The organism is Variovorax sp. efr-133-TYG-130 (assembly GCF_030208835.1).
Lineage (GTDB): Bacteria > Pseudomonadota > Gammaproteobacteria > Burkholderiales > Burkholderiaceae_C > Variovorax.
The window spans coordinates 136948-152234 of the sequence record NZ_JARVTD010000028.1 but is presented as its reverse complement, the minus strand read 5'-3'; the positions used below and the strand labels follow the sequence as shown (position 1 = coordinate 152234).

At 70.1% G+C, this 15287-nt stretch carries 13 protein-coding genes; 10 read left to right on the top strand and 3 right to left on the bottom strand.

The features are described 5' to 3' along the window. Window positions 1-107 precede the first annotated feature (107 nt). The 10 genes from QRN67_RS22765 to QRN67_RS22720 all read left to right on the top strand — a co-directional run bounded on the left by QRN67_RS22765 (window position 108) and on the right by QRN67_RS22720 (window position 11305). Window positions 108-2174 (top strand): carbon starvation CstA family protein, encoded by a 2067-nt coding sequence (locus QRN67_RS22765; RefSeq protein ID WP_285413711.1) that lies wholly within the window; start codon window positions 108-110, stop codon window positions 2172-2174. Between the two features lie 4 nt (window positions 2175-2178). Then, the gene (locus tag QRN67_RS22760) at window positions 2179-2385 is read left to right on the top strand and encodes a YbdD/YjiX family protein (RefSeq protein ID WP_285413710.1); all 207 of its coding nucleotides are present in this window, start codon (window positions 2179-2181) and stop codon (window positions 2383-2385) included. Window positions 2386-2511: 126 nt separating this feature from the next. Beyond that, complete coding sequence (locus tag QRN67_RS22755; RefSeq protein ID WP_285413709.1) at window positions 2512-3792, top strand: M20/M25/M40 family metallo-hydrolase; 1281 nt, start codon at window positions 2512-2514, stop codon at window positions 3790-3792. Between the two features lie 156 nt (window positions 3793-3948). Next, a complete protein-coding gene (locus tag QRN67_RS22750) occupies window positions 3949-4368 on the top strand; it encodes an SEL1-like repeat protein (protein WP_285413708.1) in 420 nt (139 codons plus the stop codon). A 46-nt stretch (window positions 4369-4414) separates the two neighbouring features. Then, window positions 4415-5434, top strand: coding sequence for a LysR family transcriptional regulator (locus tag QRN67_RS22745; protein ID WP_285413707.1), 1020 nt, complete (start codon window positions 4415-4417; stop codon window positions 5432-5434). A 124-nt stretch (window positions 5435-5558) separates the two neighbouring features. Further along, complete coding sequence (locus QRN67_RS22740; protein ID WP_285413706.1) at window positions 5559-7148, top strand: AMP-binding protein; 1590 nt, start codon at window positions 5559-5561, stop codon at window positions 7146-7148. Between the two features lie 17 nt (window positions 7149-7165). Beyond that, window positions 7166-8401, top strand: coding sequence for an acyl-CoA dehydrogenase family protein (locus QRN67_RS22735; RefSeq protein WP_503010941.1), 1236 nt, complete (start codon window positions 7166-7168; stop codon window positions 8399-8401). Window positions 8402-8436: 35 nt separating this feature from the next. Further along, on the top strand, window positions 8437-9435 hold the full coding sequence (locus QRN67_RS22730) for a Bug family tripartite tricarboxylate transporter substrate binding protein (RefSeq protein WP_503010940.1): 999 nt from the start codon (window positions 8437-8439) through the stop codon (window positions 9433-9435). Window positions 9436-9534: 99 nt separating this feature from the next. Beyond that, on the top strand, window positions 9535-10632 hold the full coding sequence (locus QRN67_RS22725) for an alpha/beta hydrolase (protein ID WP_285413705.1): 1098 nt from the start codon (window positions 9535-9537) through the stop codon (window positions 10630-10632). Window positions 10633-10720: 88 nt separating this feature from the next. Beyond that, window positions 10721-11305: a lipocalin family protein gene (locus tag QRN67_RS22720; protein WP_106938068.1), complete on the top strand. Its 585-nt coding sequence runs from the start codon at window positions 10721-10723 to the stop codon at window positions 11303-11305. Between the two features lie 15 nt (window positions 11306-11320). On the opposite strand, the gene metC is transcribed toward QRN67_RS22720, so the two are convergent. The 3 genes from metC to QRN67_RS22705 form a co-directional block, all read right to left on the bottom strand. Continuing rightward, on the bottom strand, window positions 11321-12535 hold the full coding sequence (gene metC / locus QRN67_RS22715) for a cystathionine beta-lyase (RefSeq protein ID WP_285413704.1): 1215 nt from the start codon (window positions 12533-12535) through the stop codon (window positions 11321-11323). A 44-nt stretch (window positions 12536-12579) separates the two neighbouring features. Continuing rightward, window positions 12580-13605 carry a Bug family tripartite tricarboxylate transporter substrate binding protein gene (locus QRN67_RS22710; protein WP_081269285.1) on the bottom strand — a complete coding sequence of 342 codons (1026 nt, stop codon included), beginning with the start codon at window positions 13603-13605 and terminating at the stop codon, window positions 12580-12582. Between the two features lie 64 nt (window positions 13606-13669). After that, window positions 13670-15259, bottom strand: a complete 1590-nt coding sequence (locus QRN67_RS22705; protein ID WP_285413703.1) for a rhodanese-like domain-containing protein — start codon at window positions 15257-15259, stop codon at window positions 13670-13672. Window positions 15260-15287: the final 28 nt, after the last annotated feature.

Genomic DNA, 15287 nt, shown 5'->3' with positions numbered 1-15287 from the left:
CGGGTTTTCCATTACGCAAAGCCACGCGCCCGGCCCGCGCGGTCCGACGGATGCGCCGCGGCGCCCGCGCGGCAAAACTCCCGGGGTTCAATCCTGGAGACATCCCAATGCAAAGCATCCGACGCCACCTGATGTGGCTGGTCGTGGCCGTGGCCGGCGCGTTTTCGCTCGCCACCGTGGCCCTGACCCGAGGTGAGAGCGTCAACGCCCTCTGGGTGGTGGCCGCCGCGATCTGCACCTACCTGATCGCCTACCGCTACTACAGCCTCTTCATCGCTGACAAGGTGCTGGGCCTGGACGGCAACCGCAAGACGCCCGCGCACCGCCACAACGACGGCCTGGACTACGTGCCGACCGACAAGAACGTGCTGTTCGGCCACCACTTCGCGGCCATTGCCGGCGCGGGCCCGCTGGTGGGCCCGGTGCTCGCGGCGCAGATGGGCTACCTGCCCGGCCTGCTGTGGGTGCTGGCCGGCGTGGTGTTCGCCGGCGCGGTGCAGGACTTCATCATTCTCTTCATCTCCACGCGGCGCGACGGCCGCTCGCTGGGCGACCTCGTGAAGCAGGAGATGGGCGTGGTGCCCGGCATGATCGCGCTGTTCGGCACCTTCATGATCATGATCATCATCCTGGCGGTGCTGGCGCTGATCGTGGTGAAGGCGCTGGCCGAGTCGCCGTGGGGCACCTTCACGGTGGCGGCCACGGTGCCGGTGGCGCTCTTCATGGGCGTGTACCTGCGCTACCTGCGCCCGGGCCGCATCGGCGAGGTGTCGCTGATCGGCTTCGTGCTGCTGATGCTGGCCATCTTCGGCGGCCAGGCCGTGAGCCAGAGCCCCGAGTGGGCGCCGCTCTTCACCTTCGACGGCAAGGCGCTCACCTGGATGCTGGTGGGCTACGGCTTCGTCGCCGCGAGCCTGCCGGTGTGGCTGCTGCTGGCGCCGCGCGACTACCTGTCGACCTTCCTGAAGATCGGCACCATCATCGCGCTGGCCATCGGCATCGTGTTCGTGATGCCCACGCTGCAGATGCCTGCCGTCACGCAGTTCGCGCAGGGCAACGGCCCGGTGTGGTCGGGCAGCCTGTTCCCGTTCCTGTTCATCACCATCGCCTGCGGTGCCGTCTCGGGCTTCCACGCGCTCATCTCCTCGGGCACCACGCCCAAGATGCTCGACAACGAGCGCCATGCGCGCTTCATCGGCTATGGCGGCATGCTGGCCGAGTCTTTCGTCGCCGTGATGGCGCTGGTGGCGGCCTCGTGCATCGAGCCGGGCATCTACTTCGCGATGAACAGCCCGGCCGCGCTGGTGGGCAGCACCGCGCAGCAGGCGGCGCAGACCATCTCGAGCTGGGGCTTCGTGATCACGCCCGAGATGCTGATGCAGACCGCCAGGGACGTGGGCGAGACCACCATCCTGGGCCGCGCAGGCGGCGCGCCAACGCTGGCGGTGGGCATGGCCCACATCCTGCACCAGGTGATCGGCGGCCAGGCCATGATGGCTTTCTGGTACCACTTCGCGATTCTGTTCGAGGCGCTTTTCATCCTCACGGCGGTGGACGCCGGCACCCGCGCCGGCCGCTTCATGCTGCAGGACCTGCTGGGCAGCTTCGTGCCGGCGCTCAAGCGCACCGACTCGCTGCCGGCCAACCTCGTGGCCACGGCACTGTGCGTGGCAGCCTGGGGCTACTTCCTGTACCAGGGCGTGGTCGATCCGCTGGGCGGCATCAACACGCTGTGGCCGCTGTTCGGCATCTCCAACCAGATGCTGGCCGCCGTGGCGCTGATGCTGGGCGTGGTGGTGCTGTTCCGCATGAAGCGCGAGCGCTACGCCTGGGTGGCCGCCGCGCCGGCCGCATGGCTGCTGGCCTGCACGCTCACCGCGGGCTGGCAGAAGATCTTCTCGGCCGACCCGAAGATCGGCTTCCTGTCGCATGCCGCCAGGTACACCGAGGGCATCGCCAACGGCGTGCTCGTGGCGCCGGCCAAGACGCCCGAGGCCATGTCGCGCATCGTGTTCAACGACCGGCTGGATGCGGCGCTGTGCGCGCTTTTCATGTTCGTGGTGCTCAGCGTGCTGGTCTACAGCATCAAGGCCTGCCTGGCGGCACGCGCGGCCAACCGGCCGACCACGCAGGAGACGCCGTTCGAGCCGCTGGCCGCATCGGCCGCGCGCTGAAGCCATGGGCCTCGCATTGCCCGAAGCCGGGCGCTACTTCGCGCGCTCGCTCAAGCAGTCGCTGCGGCTCATGGTCGGCATGCCCGACTACGACGCCTACCTGACCCACATGGCAGCCACCCACCCGGACCGCCCGCCCATGAGCTACGAAGCCTTCTTCCTCGAACGGCTGGAGGCGCGCTACGGGGCAGGCAAGGGGCGCTGCTGCTAGCCAGCGCTTCGTCTGCCGTTGTTCGTGTTCGCTTGACCCGCGCAGAATGCGGGTGATAGCCTGCCCTCGCCTCGCGAGGGGCAGGCTTTTCTTCGTCGAACACCAGCGAACAACACAACGCAACCCATGATTTCTTCCAAGCGCTCATCCCCCACCAAGCTCACCAACAAACCGGCGCCGCTGCGCTCCGTCTGCCACGGGGTGGTGCTTGCATGCGCGCTGCTGGCCGGCGGCAACGCCCTGGCCCAGAAGCCGCACCAGGGCGCGCTCGATGCGGCCACGCAATACAAGGACGAGGCGCTCCAGATGCTCGAGCGCATGGTCAACATCGACTCGGGGTCGGCCAACACCGAAGGGCTCGACAAGGTGCGCGAGATGGCCGTGGGCGAACTGCGCAAGCTCGGCGCGCGCATCGAGACCTTCCCCGCCGACCCGCACCCCGGCACCAACGTGGTGGCCACCTTCACGGGGCAGGGCAAGAAGAAGATCCTGATCCTCGCCCACATGGACACCGTGTTCAAGGACGGCACGGCCGCCGCCAAGCCCTTCTACGTCAAGGACGGCCGCGCCTACGGCCCCGGCGTGATGGACGACAAGGGCGGCGTGGTCGCGGGCCTCTATGCGCTGAAGATCCTGCAGCAGATCGGCTTCAAGGACTATGGGCAGATCACCTTCCTGCTCGACACCAACGAGGAGACGGGCTCCGTCGGCACCAGCGCGCTGATCGAGCGCGTGGCCAAGGAGCATGACGTGGCGCTGAACCTGGAGCCGGGCCGCCCGGCCGACGGCCTCGTGGTCGAGCGCAAGGGCTCGGCCACCGCGCTGGTCGAGGTGAAGGGCGTGGCCGCGCACGCGGGCGTGGCGCCCGAGGCCGGCCGCAATGCCGCGATGGAAGTCGCACACCAGGTGCTGCAGCTGTCGAAGACGGCCGACCCGGTGAAGAAGACCACGGTCAACTTCACCGTGATCACCGCCAACGGCCCGACCAACGTGATTCCCGCCACCGCGAGCGCCAAGGGCGACGTGCGCGCGGCCACGCCGGAAGAGTTCGACCGTGTCGAGAAAGACCTGATGCGCATCGCGCAGAACAAGCTGATTCCCGAGACCGAGGTGCGCGTGCGCCTGGTGCGCGGCCTGCCGCCGATGCCGCGCCTGCCCGCATCGGAGAAGCTGGTGAAGATGGCCGAGGGCATCTACGCCGAGATCGGCAAGAAGCTCACCATCGAGAGCAGCGGCGGCGCGGCCGACGCGAGCCTGGTGGCGGGCGTGGGCGTGCCGGTGCTCGACGGCTTCGGCATCGTGGGTGGCGGCATCCACACGCCGGAGGAATACGCCGAGGTCGAGAGCGTGGTGCCGCGCCTCTACCTGCTGTCGCGCATGCTGATGGACCTGAGCGCGAACAACTGACCCGGTGCGGGCTGCCTTCCTCTCGGCGCTGTCGATCTTCCCGCGCCGCGAGGCTGAAGGCTCAGGCGAAGGCTGAGGCCGCCTGAGCCAATTCCAGCTTTTCCCATCGGCGCCGCGAAGAGACGATGCATGCCATCTCATTCGCGGAGCTTGCCGATGTCATCCGAATTCAACCAGATCGCCAGCTGGTCCTTGCGCTGGCGCATTGCCTTGTCGGGCGCGCTGTGCGTCGTGGCCGCGTTGTGCGCCGCGCAGCCGACCGACGCCAGCACCCGGCTGCATGCCGAGCAGCGCTTCCAGCTGGCCCTCGAAGCGCAGTCGGACCGCGACTACGCCACCATGCTCGACATGCTGCGGCAGGCCGCCGACGAAGGCCATGCCCAGGCGCAGGAGATGCTGGGCATGGTGCTGCTGACCGGCCCGACGCTCTATGGCGCCGCCGTGAAGGCCGACCGCTGCGAGGCGCGCGCATGGATGCATCGCGCGGCGGCGCAGGGCAGCGAGAGCGCGCGGGCGCAGCTGGTGTTCCTGAACCGGCTGCGCGGCTCGCCCGAAGGGCGCGGCGCCTGCGGCTGAAGCCCGCGCCGCGGGCGGCTGGCCTTCAGGTCAGAATCGGGAGTTGATGGAACTCCGATCCCTGCGCTACTTCATCGCCGTGCTCGAGGCGGGCAGTCTCTCGCGCGCCGCCGTGGCGCTGTATGTTGCGCAGCCCGCGCTGACGGCGCAGATCAAGAAGCTGGAGCTCGAACTCGGCACGCAGCTGTTCGAACGCTCGCACGCGGGCGTCACGCCCACGGCCGCCGGCCTGCAGCTCTACCAGGATGCGCGCAAGCTGCTGTCGGATGCGAGCGCAATGCGCGATCGCCTGCAGCGTCCGCCCGAGGGGCCGGAGGGCTCGGTCACTGTCGCGGTGCCGTTCCTGCTGTCGTCGCTGCTGCTCGGCCCCGTGCTGGCGCGGCTCAAGCGCACGCATCCGCGCATCCGCGTGTTCGTCATCGACGACCTGAGCCTGATGGTGCGCAAGGCCATGGTCGACCGTCGCGCGGACATCGGCCTGCTGGTCGATACCGAGTACCTCAACGGGCTGGACGTGACGCCCTTCGTGCGCGAGCCGATGTTCATCTGCGGCTACGACCCCGGCGGCGACGTGGCCGCGATGACGCTGCCCTCACCGGGCGGGAAGAAGCAGGGGCGGGGCAAGGCCGCCACGTCGCGGCGCCCCATGCTGCCGTTCGCGCGCGCTGCCGGGCTGCCGCTCGTGCTGCAGTCGCGCCGCTTCAGCATCCGCGCGAGCGTGGAGGCGGCGGCTAACGACCTGGGGCTGGAGCTCAACATCGCGCACGAGCACGATTCGGCCCGCGTCATCCGCTCGCTGTACCTCGCGGGCGCGGGCTTCACCTTCTCGCCGGCCTGCGCGATGGCCGATGCGCCGCCTGCCGGCGGCGGCTGGCTCGCCGCGCGCGTGGTGCAGCCGGATCTGGCGCGCACCTACTACCTCGCGACCTCCTCGGCGCGCGAGCCCGACCCCGCGACGCGCGCCGTGATGCAGGTGCTGGTCGACGAGACCCGCGCGCTGATCGACGCCGGCCGCTGGGAGGCCGAGTTCCTGCCGGGCCGGCGCGGCAAGACGGCCGGGCCATAGCCGCGAGCGCAGGGGCTCGGGCTGGCCATCATCTTTCTTGATGGCCGCGCATCAGCAATCGGTATTTGTTGTCGGGCGCCGTCTGCGGCGAAAGTCGCCCGTACCGCGTGCTTGTGGCACGCGCATGAAGGAGACAACCTTGCTGCCCCCAGCCGCCCATGAGATCGCCAATGTCGGCGAGCTCGTATCCCGCGCCGCGCGCATCCACGCCCGGCGCCTTGCCGTCACGAGCGCGTCGCGCGCCGTCACCTACCAACAGCTCGAGCAGCGCTCCAACCGGCTGGCCAACGCGCTGTGCGGCCTGGGCCTGCAGCGCGGCGATCGCGTGGGTGTCTACTTGCCCAACTGCATCGAGATCGTCGAGCTGGAGCTGGCCTGCTACAAGGCGGCGCTGGTGAAGGCCCCGATGAATGCACGGCTCGCGCCCGTCGAGGTGGCCGAGGTCATCGCCAACAGCGAGGCTGCGCTGGTCGTCACCACCGCCGAGCGGGCCGAGAGCTTCCTGCCGCACCTCAAGGGCGCCGCGCCGCGCCTGCTGCTGCTCGACGCCGCCCAGGACACGCCCGCCTCCTACGAGGGCCGCATGGCACTGGCCAGCGACAGCTTCGCCGCCGCGCGCGTGCATGCGGACGAACTCGCGGTGCTGCACTACACCTCGGGCTCCAGCGGCGTGCTCAAGGCGGCCATGCAGACCTTCGGCAACCGACTCGCGCAATTGCGCAAGTTCTTGATGCGCGCCGACAACCCGCGTCCCGGCGATCTGCTGGGGCTGGTCGGGCCGATCACGCATGCGTCGGGCATGCAGCTGGTGCCGGCCCTGTGCAGCGGCGCGACGATCCGCCTGTTCGCCGGCTTCGAGCCTGCGCGCTTCATCGCCGAGATGAAGCGCGAGCGCGTGACCCACACCTTCATGGTGCCCACCATGATCAACATGCTGCTGGCCGAAGTGCAGGGCCAGTACCGTCCGCTGCCCGACCTGCACCGGCTGGGCTACGGCGCGGCGCCCATGGCGCCGGCGCGCATCATGCAGGCGATGGACGTGTTCGGCCCGGTGCTCTCGCAGGGCTACGGCGCGGGCGAGACCACCTCCGGCGTGTGCGGCCTGAGCGTGGACGACCACCTGTTCGCGCGCGCCGCGATGCCCGAGCGGCTGGCCTCGTGCGGGCGCCCCTTCCTGGAATCGCAGGTCGACATCTGCGACGACGAAGGCCGGCCCGTGGCGGCGGGCGAGATCGGCGAGATCGTGGTGGGCGGGGCCGACGTGTTCGCGGGGTACTGGCGCGCGCCCGAACTCACGGCCGAGGTGCTCAAGAACGGCCGCTACCACACCGGCGACCTCGCGCGCGCCGACGACGAGGGCTACATCTACATCGTCGACCGCAAGAAGGACATGGTGATCAGCGGCGGCTTCAACGTCTACCCCTCGGAGGTCGAGGCCGTGCTCTACCAGCACGCGGCGGTCGACGAGGCCTGCGTGTTCAGCGTGCCCGACGACAAATGGGGCGAGGCCGTGGCGGCGCACATCGTGCGCAAGCCCGGCGCCGTGCTCGACGCCGCCGCGCTCGATGCCTTCTGCGCCGAACGGCTTGCCGGCTTCAAGCGGCCCCGGCGCATCGAGTTCGTCGACGCGCTGCAGAAGAACGCCAACGGAAAGATCGCGCGCAAGGCCATCCAGACGCCGTACTGGGCCGGGCACGACCGCCGCGTGAACTGAGGAGCAGCGAGAACACCATGAATGCCGAAACCATGACCCCCGGGCCCACCTTGGCGGCCGACGTGCGCGCACCGCTCTTCGACGGCCCCTTCGAAGGCTCGCCGCGCGCGGCCGAACTGATCGCCCGCATCGGCGACTTCCTGAACGGCGAGCTTGCCGCGCTGGTGCATGAGAAGGGCATCGACCACGAGCACAGCCCCGACAAGGCGACGCTGCAGCGCGTATGGCGCCGCTCGCACGAACTCGGCTTCTACGGCATGACGCTGCCCGCGCAGATGGGCGGGCTCGGGCTCTCGCTGCTCGACCATGTGCTGATCAAGGAGTCGATCTATTCGAGCGGCTCACCGCTCGCGCCCCATGTGTTCGGCGAGCTCAGCGGGCCGCCGCGCGTGGGTGCGCTCGCGCGCTTCGCCTCGCCCATGCAGCTCGCGAAGTTCATCCTTCCCGTGGCGCAGGCCGAAAAGGCCATCTGCTTCGCGCTGACCGAAGCCGAGGCCGGCTCCGACGCCGGCGCCGTGCAGACGCAGGCGCGGCGCGAGGGCGACGTCTTCGTGCTCAACGGCCGCAAGCGCTTCATCTCGGGTTCGCCCTTCGCGGACTACGCGGTGCTGATGGCCTCCACCTCCGACAGCCCGGAGCGCCGCGAGGTCTCGGCGTTCTTCGTCGACCTGGGGCAGCCCGGCGTGGAGGTGCAATCGGGTTACAAGACGATGGCCGGCCAGTCGACCACCGGCGACATCGTGCTGACCGATTGCCGCGTGCCGGCCACCCACCTCATCGGCGAGACCGGCCGGGGGCTTGCGCTGGCGCTGGGCCGCATTGCCGTCAACCGGCTGCTGCATTGCCCCGGCATGGTGGGCCTTGCCACCTTGGCGCTGAAGGACGCGCGCGACTACGCCCGCACGCGCCGCCAGTTCGGCCGCCCGATCGCGGAGTTCCAGGCCATCCAGCATTCGCTGGCCGACATGGCCACGCAGCTGGCCGCGGCACGCGCGCTGATGATCTCGACCGCGCGCCAGCTCGACGCCGGCGGCGACGCGCGCGCCGATGCCTCGATGGCCAAGCTGTTCTGCTCCGAAGCCGCGTTCCGCATTGCCGATGCGGCGGTGCAGATCCACGGTGGCGAAGGCATCGTGCAGGGGCGCCGCGTGGAGTTCCTGTTTCGCATGCTGCGCATGTACCGGGTGCTGACCGGCACCAGCGAGATCCAGAAGAACATCATCGCGCGCGAACTCATCGGCGAGGCGAAGTAGCCGCCGCACAAAAAAATCCCAGGAGACAAAAGACCGTGCAAACCCATCTCACGCGGCGCGCGCTGTGCCGCGCGCTTGCGACCTCGCCTTTCATCCCCCTGCTGCCGCTGGCCGCCACGGCCGCGAACGCGGCCGACCACTGGCCGAGCCGGCCCATCAAGTGGGTCGTGCCCTACCTGGCCGGCACCGGCCCCGACATCGGCGCGCGCATCCTGGCGGAGGCGGCCGGGCCGTTGCTGGGCCAGCCGATCATCATCGAGAACAAGGGCGGCGCAGCCGGCAACATCGGCGCGCGGCAGGTGGCGCGCGCCGCGCCCGACGGCTACACCTGGATCTACTCGGCCGGGCCCATGGCCGCCAACGTCCGGATGTACAGGAGCCCGGGCTACGACGTGATGAAGGACTTTCGCCACGTCATGCGCATCACCACGTCCGACGTGCTGCTGGTCGTGGGCGAGTCGTCGGGCATCGGGTCGGTGCAGGAGCTGATCGACAAGGCGCGCGCCAACCCAGGCAAGCTCGACTACGCATCGGGCGGCGTGGGTACGCCCTCGCACCTGGGCGTGGAGCTGTTCCTCCATGCGGCGGGCATCACCGCCACGCATGTGCCGTACAAGGGCGCGTCGGAACTGGTGAACGCGGTGCTGGGCAACCAGGTGAGCTTCGGCATGCCCATCTTCGCGGTGGCGTATCCGCACGTCAAAGGCGGCAAGCTCAAGGCGCTGGGCGTGGCGGGCGCAAAGCGCAACCCCGCGCTGCCCGAGGTGCGCACGCTCGCCGAGCAGGGGCTACAGGGCGTCGAGCTCACGTCGTGGGGCGGCCTGTCGCTGCCGGCCGGCACGCCCGACGCGATCGCGAACCGCATCTACGAAGTGTTCAGCGGCCTGCTCAGGGAGCCGAAGGTGATCGCCGCGCTGACGGAGCTGGGCAGCCAGGTCATGCCGTCGACGCCGCAGGACTACCTTCAGGTGATCCGCAGCGAGATCGACCTGACGGGGCGGATGATGAAGAGTGCCGGGATTTCGCCGCTGTAGCACGCTTGTCTCCTGTGCGTACGCACAGGCGGGTTTCAACGGAGGCCGGTGGCGCAAGGGCGGTGAGAGCATGGCGCGACAACACAGGAGCCCAAACCGATGAACGTCGCCATTCCACGTGTCGCAGCGCTGCTCGCGGCCCTCGTGCTCGCCGCGTGCGCGCAAACCCCGCAGACCTATGCCGACAAGGCCACCGCGCAGGCCGCCGCCAACGCGCAGCCCGGTGCGCGGCGCTCGCCGGCGCAGGTCAGCCCGGTGCCGGTCAACGAGGTCAGCCCGCAGATGCAGGCGCTGATCGCGGGTCCGTATCCGTCGCACTTCAATGCGGCGCCGCGCAACGCGGCCGAGTGGAAGGAGCTGGTCAACCGCCGTGCCGCGCCGGTGATCGCCGCGATTCCGGCTTTGAAGGAAAAGCTCGGCGTGTCCGTGCAGTCCGTGAAGATCGCGGGCGTGAACGCCTTCGTCGTCACGCCCAACAGGATCGCGCCGGGCAACGAGAAGCGGCTGCTGATGCATGTGCATGGCGGCGGCTATGTGTTCGGCCCCGGCGAATCCGCGCTGCCCGAGGCCATGCTGCTGGCCGGCTTCGGCGGCTACAAGGTGGTCTCGGTCGACTACCGCATGCCGCCGGACCATCCCTACCCCGCGGCCATGGACGACGCCATGGCCGTCTGGAAGGAGCTGCTCAAGACCAACAAGCCGCAGAACATGGCGGTGTTCGGCACGTCGACCGGCGGCGCGATGACGCTCGCGCTGGTGCTGCGCGCCAAGGCCGAGCGCGTGCCGCTGCCCGGCGCCATTGCGCCGGGCACGCCCTGGTCCGACATCGCGAAAATCGGCGACACCTACCAGACCAACGAATGGATCGACAACATCCTCGTCACCTGGGACGGCTGGCTCGGCCGGGCCGCGCTGCTCTACGCCAACGGCCGCGACCTGAAAGACCCGCAGCTTTCGCCCATCTACGGCGACTTCAAGGGCTTTCCGCCCGCGATCCTGACCACCGGCACGCGCGACCTGTTCCTGTCGAACACCGTGCGCACGCACCGCAAGCTGCGGCGCGCCGGTGTCGAGGCCGAGCTCAACGTGTACGAAGGGCAGTCGCACGCGCAATACGGCATCGATGCGAACGCGCCGGAAACGCGCGAGGCGTTCGGCGACATCGCACGCTTCTTCGACAGGCATCTGGGGCGGTAAGTAGGCAGCTCAGGCAAGGCGCCGTCCGACGCGAGATGCCCCGCGGGGCCGGTACGCTTCGCGCTCCGATTCCCCCTGTGGAGGCACGATGAAGCGATCCCTGCGAACTTTCCTGGCCAGCCCGCCCGTTCTCATCGCCGCGGGCGCGGCGGTGGCCTTGCTCATTGCGGGCTGCGCGGTCTCGCCGCCCACGATCCCGCCGGTCAAGCAGGTCGACCTGCAGCGCTTCATGGGCGACTGGTACGTGATCGGCAACATCCCGACGCGGCCGGAGCGCAATGCCTTCAACGCGGTGGAGTCGTACACGCTGCAGCCGGACGGGCGCATCGACACGCGTTTTCGCTACCGCGAAGGCGCGTTCGACGGCCCGCTGAAGACGATGAACCCGGTCGGCAGCGTGGTGCCGGGCACCGGCAATGCGGTGTGGGGCATGCAGTTCATCTGGCCGGTGAAGGCCGAGTACGTGATCGTCGATGTCGACAGGGACTACCAGCTCACGATCATCGGCAGGAGCGATCGCGACTACGCCTGGATCATGGCGCGCACGCCGACCATTCCCGAGCCGGTGTACGAGGCGGCGGTCTCGCGGCTGAAGACGCTGGGCTATTCGACGGACAACCTGCGCCGGGTGCCGCAGCGCTGGCCCGAAGACGCCGCGGCGGCTGCGAAGTAGCCGCGCAACGGGCGATCAGCCGGGGCCTTGCGCGTTCAGCGCCGCGAAGCCGCGCGCCAGGTCGGCCGTGAGGTCGGCCGGCGACTCCAGCCCGATGTGCAGCCGCACGACCGCGCCGCGCCCGCTCCAGTCGGTCACGCTGCGTGCCGCGCGCATGTTGGTCCAGGCCACGAGGCTCTCGTAGCCGCCCCATGAAGAGCCGCGCCCGAAGAGCGTGAGCGCGTCGACGAAGCGCTCGACCGCCGCGTTGCCGATGCCCGGCTGCAGTTCGATCGACAGCAGCCCGTTGGTGCCCTTGCAGTCGCGCTTCCAGAGGTGGTGCCCCGGGTGCTGCGGCAGCGCGGGGCAGAACACCGTCGCCACCTCGGGCCTGGCCTCGAGCCAGTGCGCCACGTCGAGCGCATGGCGCTCGTGCACCTGCAGCCGCGCCGACAGGGTGCGCATGCCGCGCAGCACCAGCCATGCGTCGTCGGGGCTCACGGTCATGCCGAAGGCGTCGCAGCGCTCGTTGAGCGGGCGCCATGCGGCCTCGGTGGTCGCGACCGTGCCCATCATCACGTCGGAGTGGCCGCCGAGGTACTTGGTCGCGGCCATCGTCGAGATGTCCGCGCCCAGCGCGAGCGGGCGGTACTGCAGGCCCGACCCCCAGGTGTTGTCCGCCGCCAGCAGCGCGCCGCGCGCATGGGCCAGCGCCGCGAGCCGGGGCAGGTCGCACATCTCGTAGACCAGCGAGCCGGGGCATTCGGCGTACACCAGCCGGGTATCGGCTTCGAACAGTTCCTCGATGCCGCTGCCGTCCGCCGCGAAGAAGCTGCTGCGGATGCCGTAGGGTGCGAGGAACGAAGTCACGAGGTTGCGCGTGGGCTCGTACACGCTGTCCGACATGAGCACGTGGTCGCCCGGCTTCAGGTACGACAGCAGCACCATGCCGATGGCGGCAAGGCCCGTGGGAAAGAGCCGCGTGCGGTAGGCGCCTTCGAGTTCGCTCACCGCGTCTTCGAGCGCGAAGGTGGTGGGGGTGCCGCGCGCGCCGTAGCTGAAGACGCGTTCCTCGTCGCGCCGCGCGCGGGCGTCGCGCATCGCGCCCACGCTGTCGAACAGCACGGTGCTGGCGCGCACCAGCGGCGTGTTGACGGGGGCGCCGCCGGCATACGAAGGCGTCTTGCCGGTGCGCGTGAGCCGGGTGTCGAGGGACTGGCCGGCGGGGTCGTCGTGGTGCGAAGCGGACATGGTTCGATGAAGGGCGAAAGTGGGCGGCAGGCCGCTATGTTGCGTCAATCCGCCTTCGCACCGGAAAGCTTGACGATGCGCGACCAGCGTTCGATGTCCTGGCGCAGCTGCGCCGCGAAGGCTTCGGGCGTGCTGGCCACCACCTCGCTGCCGCCGTCGGTGACGAGCTTGGCCACTTCGGGCAGGTGCAGGGTGCGCACGATGGCTTCGTTCAGGTAGGCCACGCGTTCGGGCGGCGTGCCGGCCGGGGCGAAGAAGCCGTACCAGTCCTCGAAGCGCGCGCCGGCGTAGCCCAGTTCTTCCAGCGTTGGCGCCTTGGCGAACACGCCGATGCGGCGCGGGCTGGTGACGGCCAGCACGCGCAGCTTGCCGTTCTGCACCATCCCCGCCACCGACGAGGTGGAGGTGACCAGGATGTCGACCTGTCCGCCGAGCAGGTCGGTCAGGGCCGGGCCGGCGCCCTTGTAGGGCACGTGGGTCATGGCGATGCCGTTGTCCTTCGACAGCACCACGCCGACGAGGTGCGACAGGGTGCCGTTGCCGGGCGTGGCGTAGGTCACCTTGCCGGGGCTGGCCTTGGCCTTGGCGGCGAGGTCGGCAAAGCTCTTGAGCGGCGAGTTGGCGTCCACCACGAGCGCGAGCGGCGCGGCGTTGATCTGCGTGATCGGGATGAAGTTCTTGACCGGGTCGAAGCCGGGCGATGCGTAGAGCGAGGGGTTCACCGCCATGATCGACACCTGCGAGGTGAGCACGGTGTAGCCGTCGGGCCTGGCCTCGGCGACGGCCTTGGCGCCGATGTTGCCGCCCGCGCCGCCGCGGTTGTCGACCACCGCGGCCTGGCCCATGACTTCCGGCAGGCGCGTGGTCACCAGGCGCGCCGTCGCGTCGTTGCCGCCGCCGGGCGGGAAGGGCGAGACGAAGCGGATCGTCTGCGACGGAAACCCGTTGCGCGGCGCCAGCGTTTCGGCTGCGGCGGCAGCGGGCTGCAGGGCGGATGCCGCGAGCCAGGCGGCAAGCGCCGTGACACCGGCGAGACGGACAAGATGCGGGATGCGGCTGGCGAACGACATGACAGGACTCCTGGAATAGGAACGGACAAGGACGAACAGAAAGGGCAACGGGGAAAGGCGGGCGTCAGCCCTGGGCGTGCGGTGCGGCGGCGGGTGGCAACCGGAAGGCGGCGCGCTCCTGCGCATCGAGCTGCGCGACGAGGCCGGTCTCCCATGCGAGGTAGCGGCGCGCGGCTTCCTTGTTGCCGTCGTGGCGGTCGTGCACGAAGAACAGGTAGTCGATGCAGTCCGCGTCGGCGGGCAGCGCGGGCGTGGCCTCGACCGGCAGGCCGGCGGCGCGCCATGCGGCCATGCCGCCTGCGAGCAGCAACGGCGCGGGAGCGCGGCCCGCGAGTTCGGATGCGGCGGCCCAGGCCGCGAGCGATGTGTCGTCGGCCACCAGCACGAGCTGGCGCGGCTCGTGCTGGAGGTCGCGGGCCAGGCGCGGGCGGATCGACCAGCGCGCCTGCGGGATGTGGCCGGCGCGAAACTGCATGCTGCCGCGCAGGTCGACCAGCGCGATGTCGTCTTGCTCGAGCCGCGCGGCGAGCGTCCGCGCGTCGATGGTGGCCAGCGCAGGCGCGGCCGGCGCGTCGGCGGGTGCCAGCGACAGTCCGCTTGCCAGCCCGCCTTCGAGCACGCTCGCGTCATGCCCCATCTGGCGCAGCCAGCTCGCGACGGTCGGCGCGCGCACGCCGTCGTCGTCGAACAGCACGAGGCGCGCGTTGCGCACGCCGAAATACTGGTCGCCGGCCTGCATCAGCTGGCCGCCGGGCGTGTGCTGCGCGCCGGGCAGGCTGCCGGCCGCGAATTCCTCGGGCGTTCGCACGTCGCACAGGAACAGGCTGCGCTGCGCATCGCCGGCCCACTCGCGCACGGTCTGCGCATTCACGGTGGGCACGCCGAAGCGGGCGGCCAGCGCCTGAGCCGCGGGGCGCAGGTCGGTGTTGCCGCTGTCGTCGGCATAGCGGCGCGTGCCGCCGTGCTCCAGCACATGGTCGCCGAGGTACCAGCCCTGCGTGCCGTTCTCCAGCGCGTAGACCGGGTTCGGCAGGCCCAGGTTGATGAGCGTCTGCGCGCCGATGATGCTGCGGGTGCGGCCCGCGCAGTTGATGACGATGGGCGTCGTGTCGTCGGGCACCAGCTGGCGCACGCGGTAGGCCAGCTCGCCGTTGGGGCAGCAGGTGGCGCCGGGGATGTTCATCTTGTGGAACTCGCTGACGGGGCGGCCGTCGAGCACCACCACCTTGTCCTTGCGCGCCAGCATCTCGGCGAGCTGGCCGGCGCTGACGCGCGGCGTGTGATAGGCCTCCTCGGCCAGTTCGCCGAAGGTCTTGGAGGGCAGGTTGACGCCCGCGAAGAGCACATGGCCCGCGGCCTTCCAGGCACGGGCGCCACCCTGCAGCACATGCACGGCGCCGTAGCCCAGCGCGGCCAGTCGCGCGGCGGCGCGCTCGGCCACGTCGGTGTCGCCTTCGTCGTAGACCACCACGCGGACGCCGCGGCGCGGCACCAGGTGCGGCGCGTCGAGTTCCAGCCGGCTGAAGGGCAGGGGAATGCCGTAGAACAGGTGCGCCTCGCCGTACTGGCCGTGCTCGCGCACGTCGAGCAGCGCGATCTCGCGGCCGTCGTGCAGCCAGGTCTTGAGGGTCTTCGGGTCGATGAAGGAGGTCATGGGGGCAAGTCGTTGGGACGAACGAGGT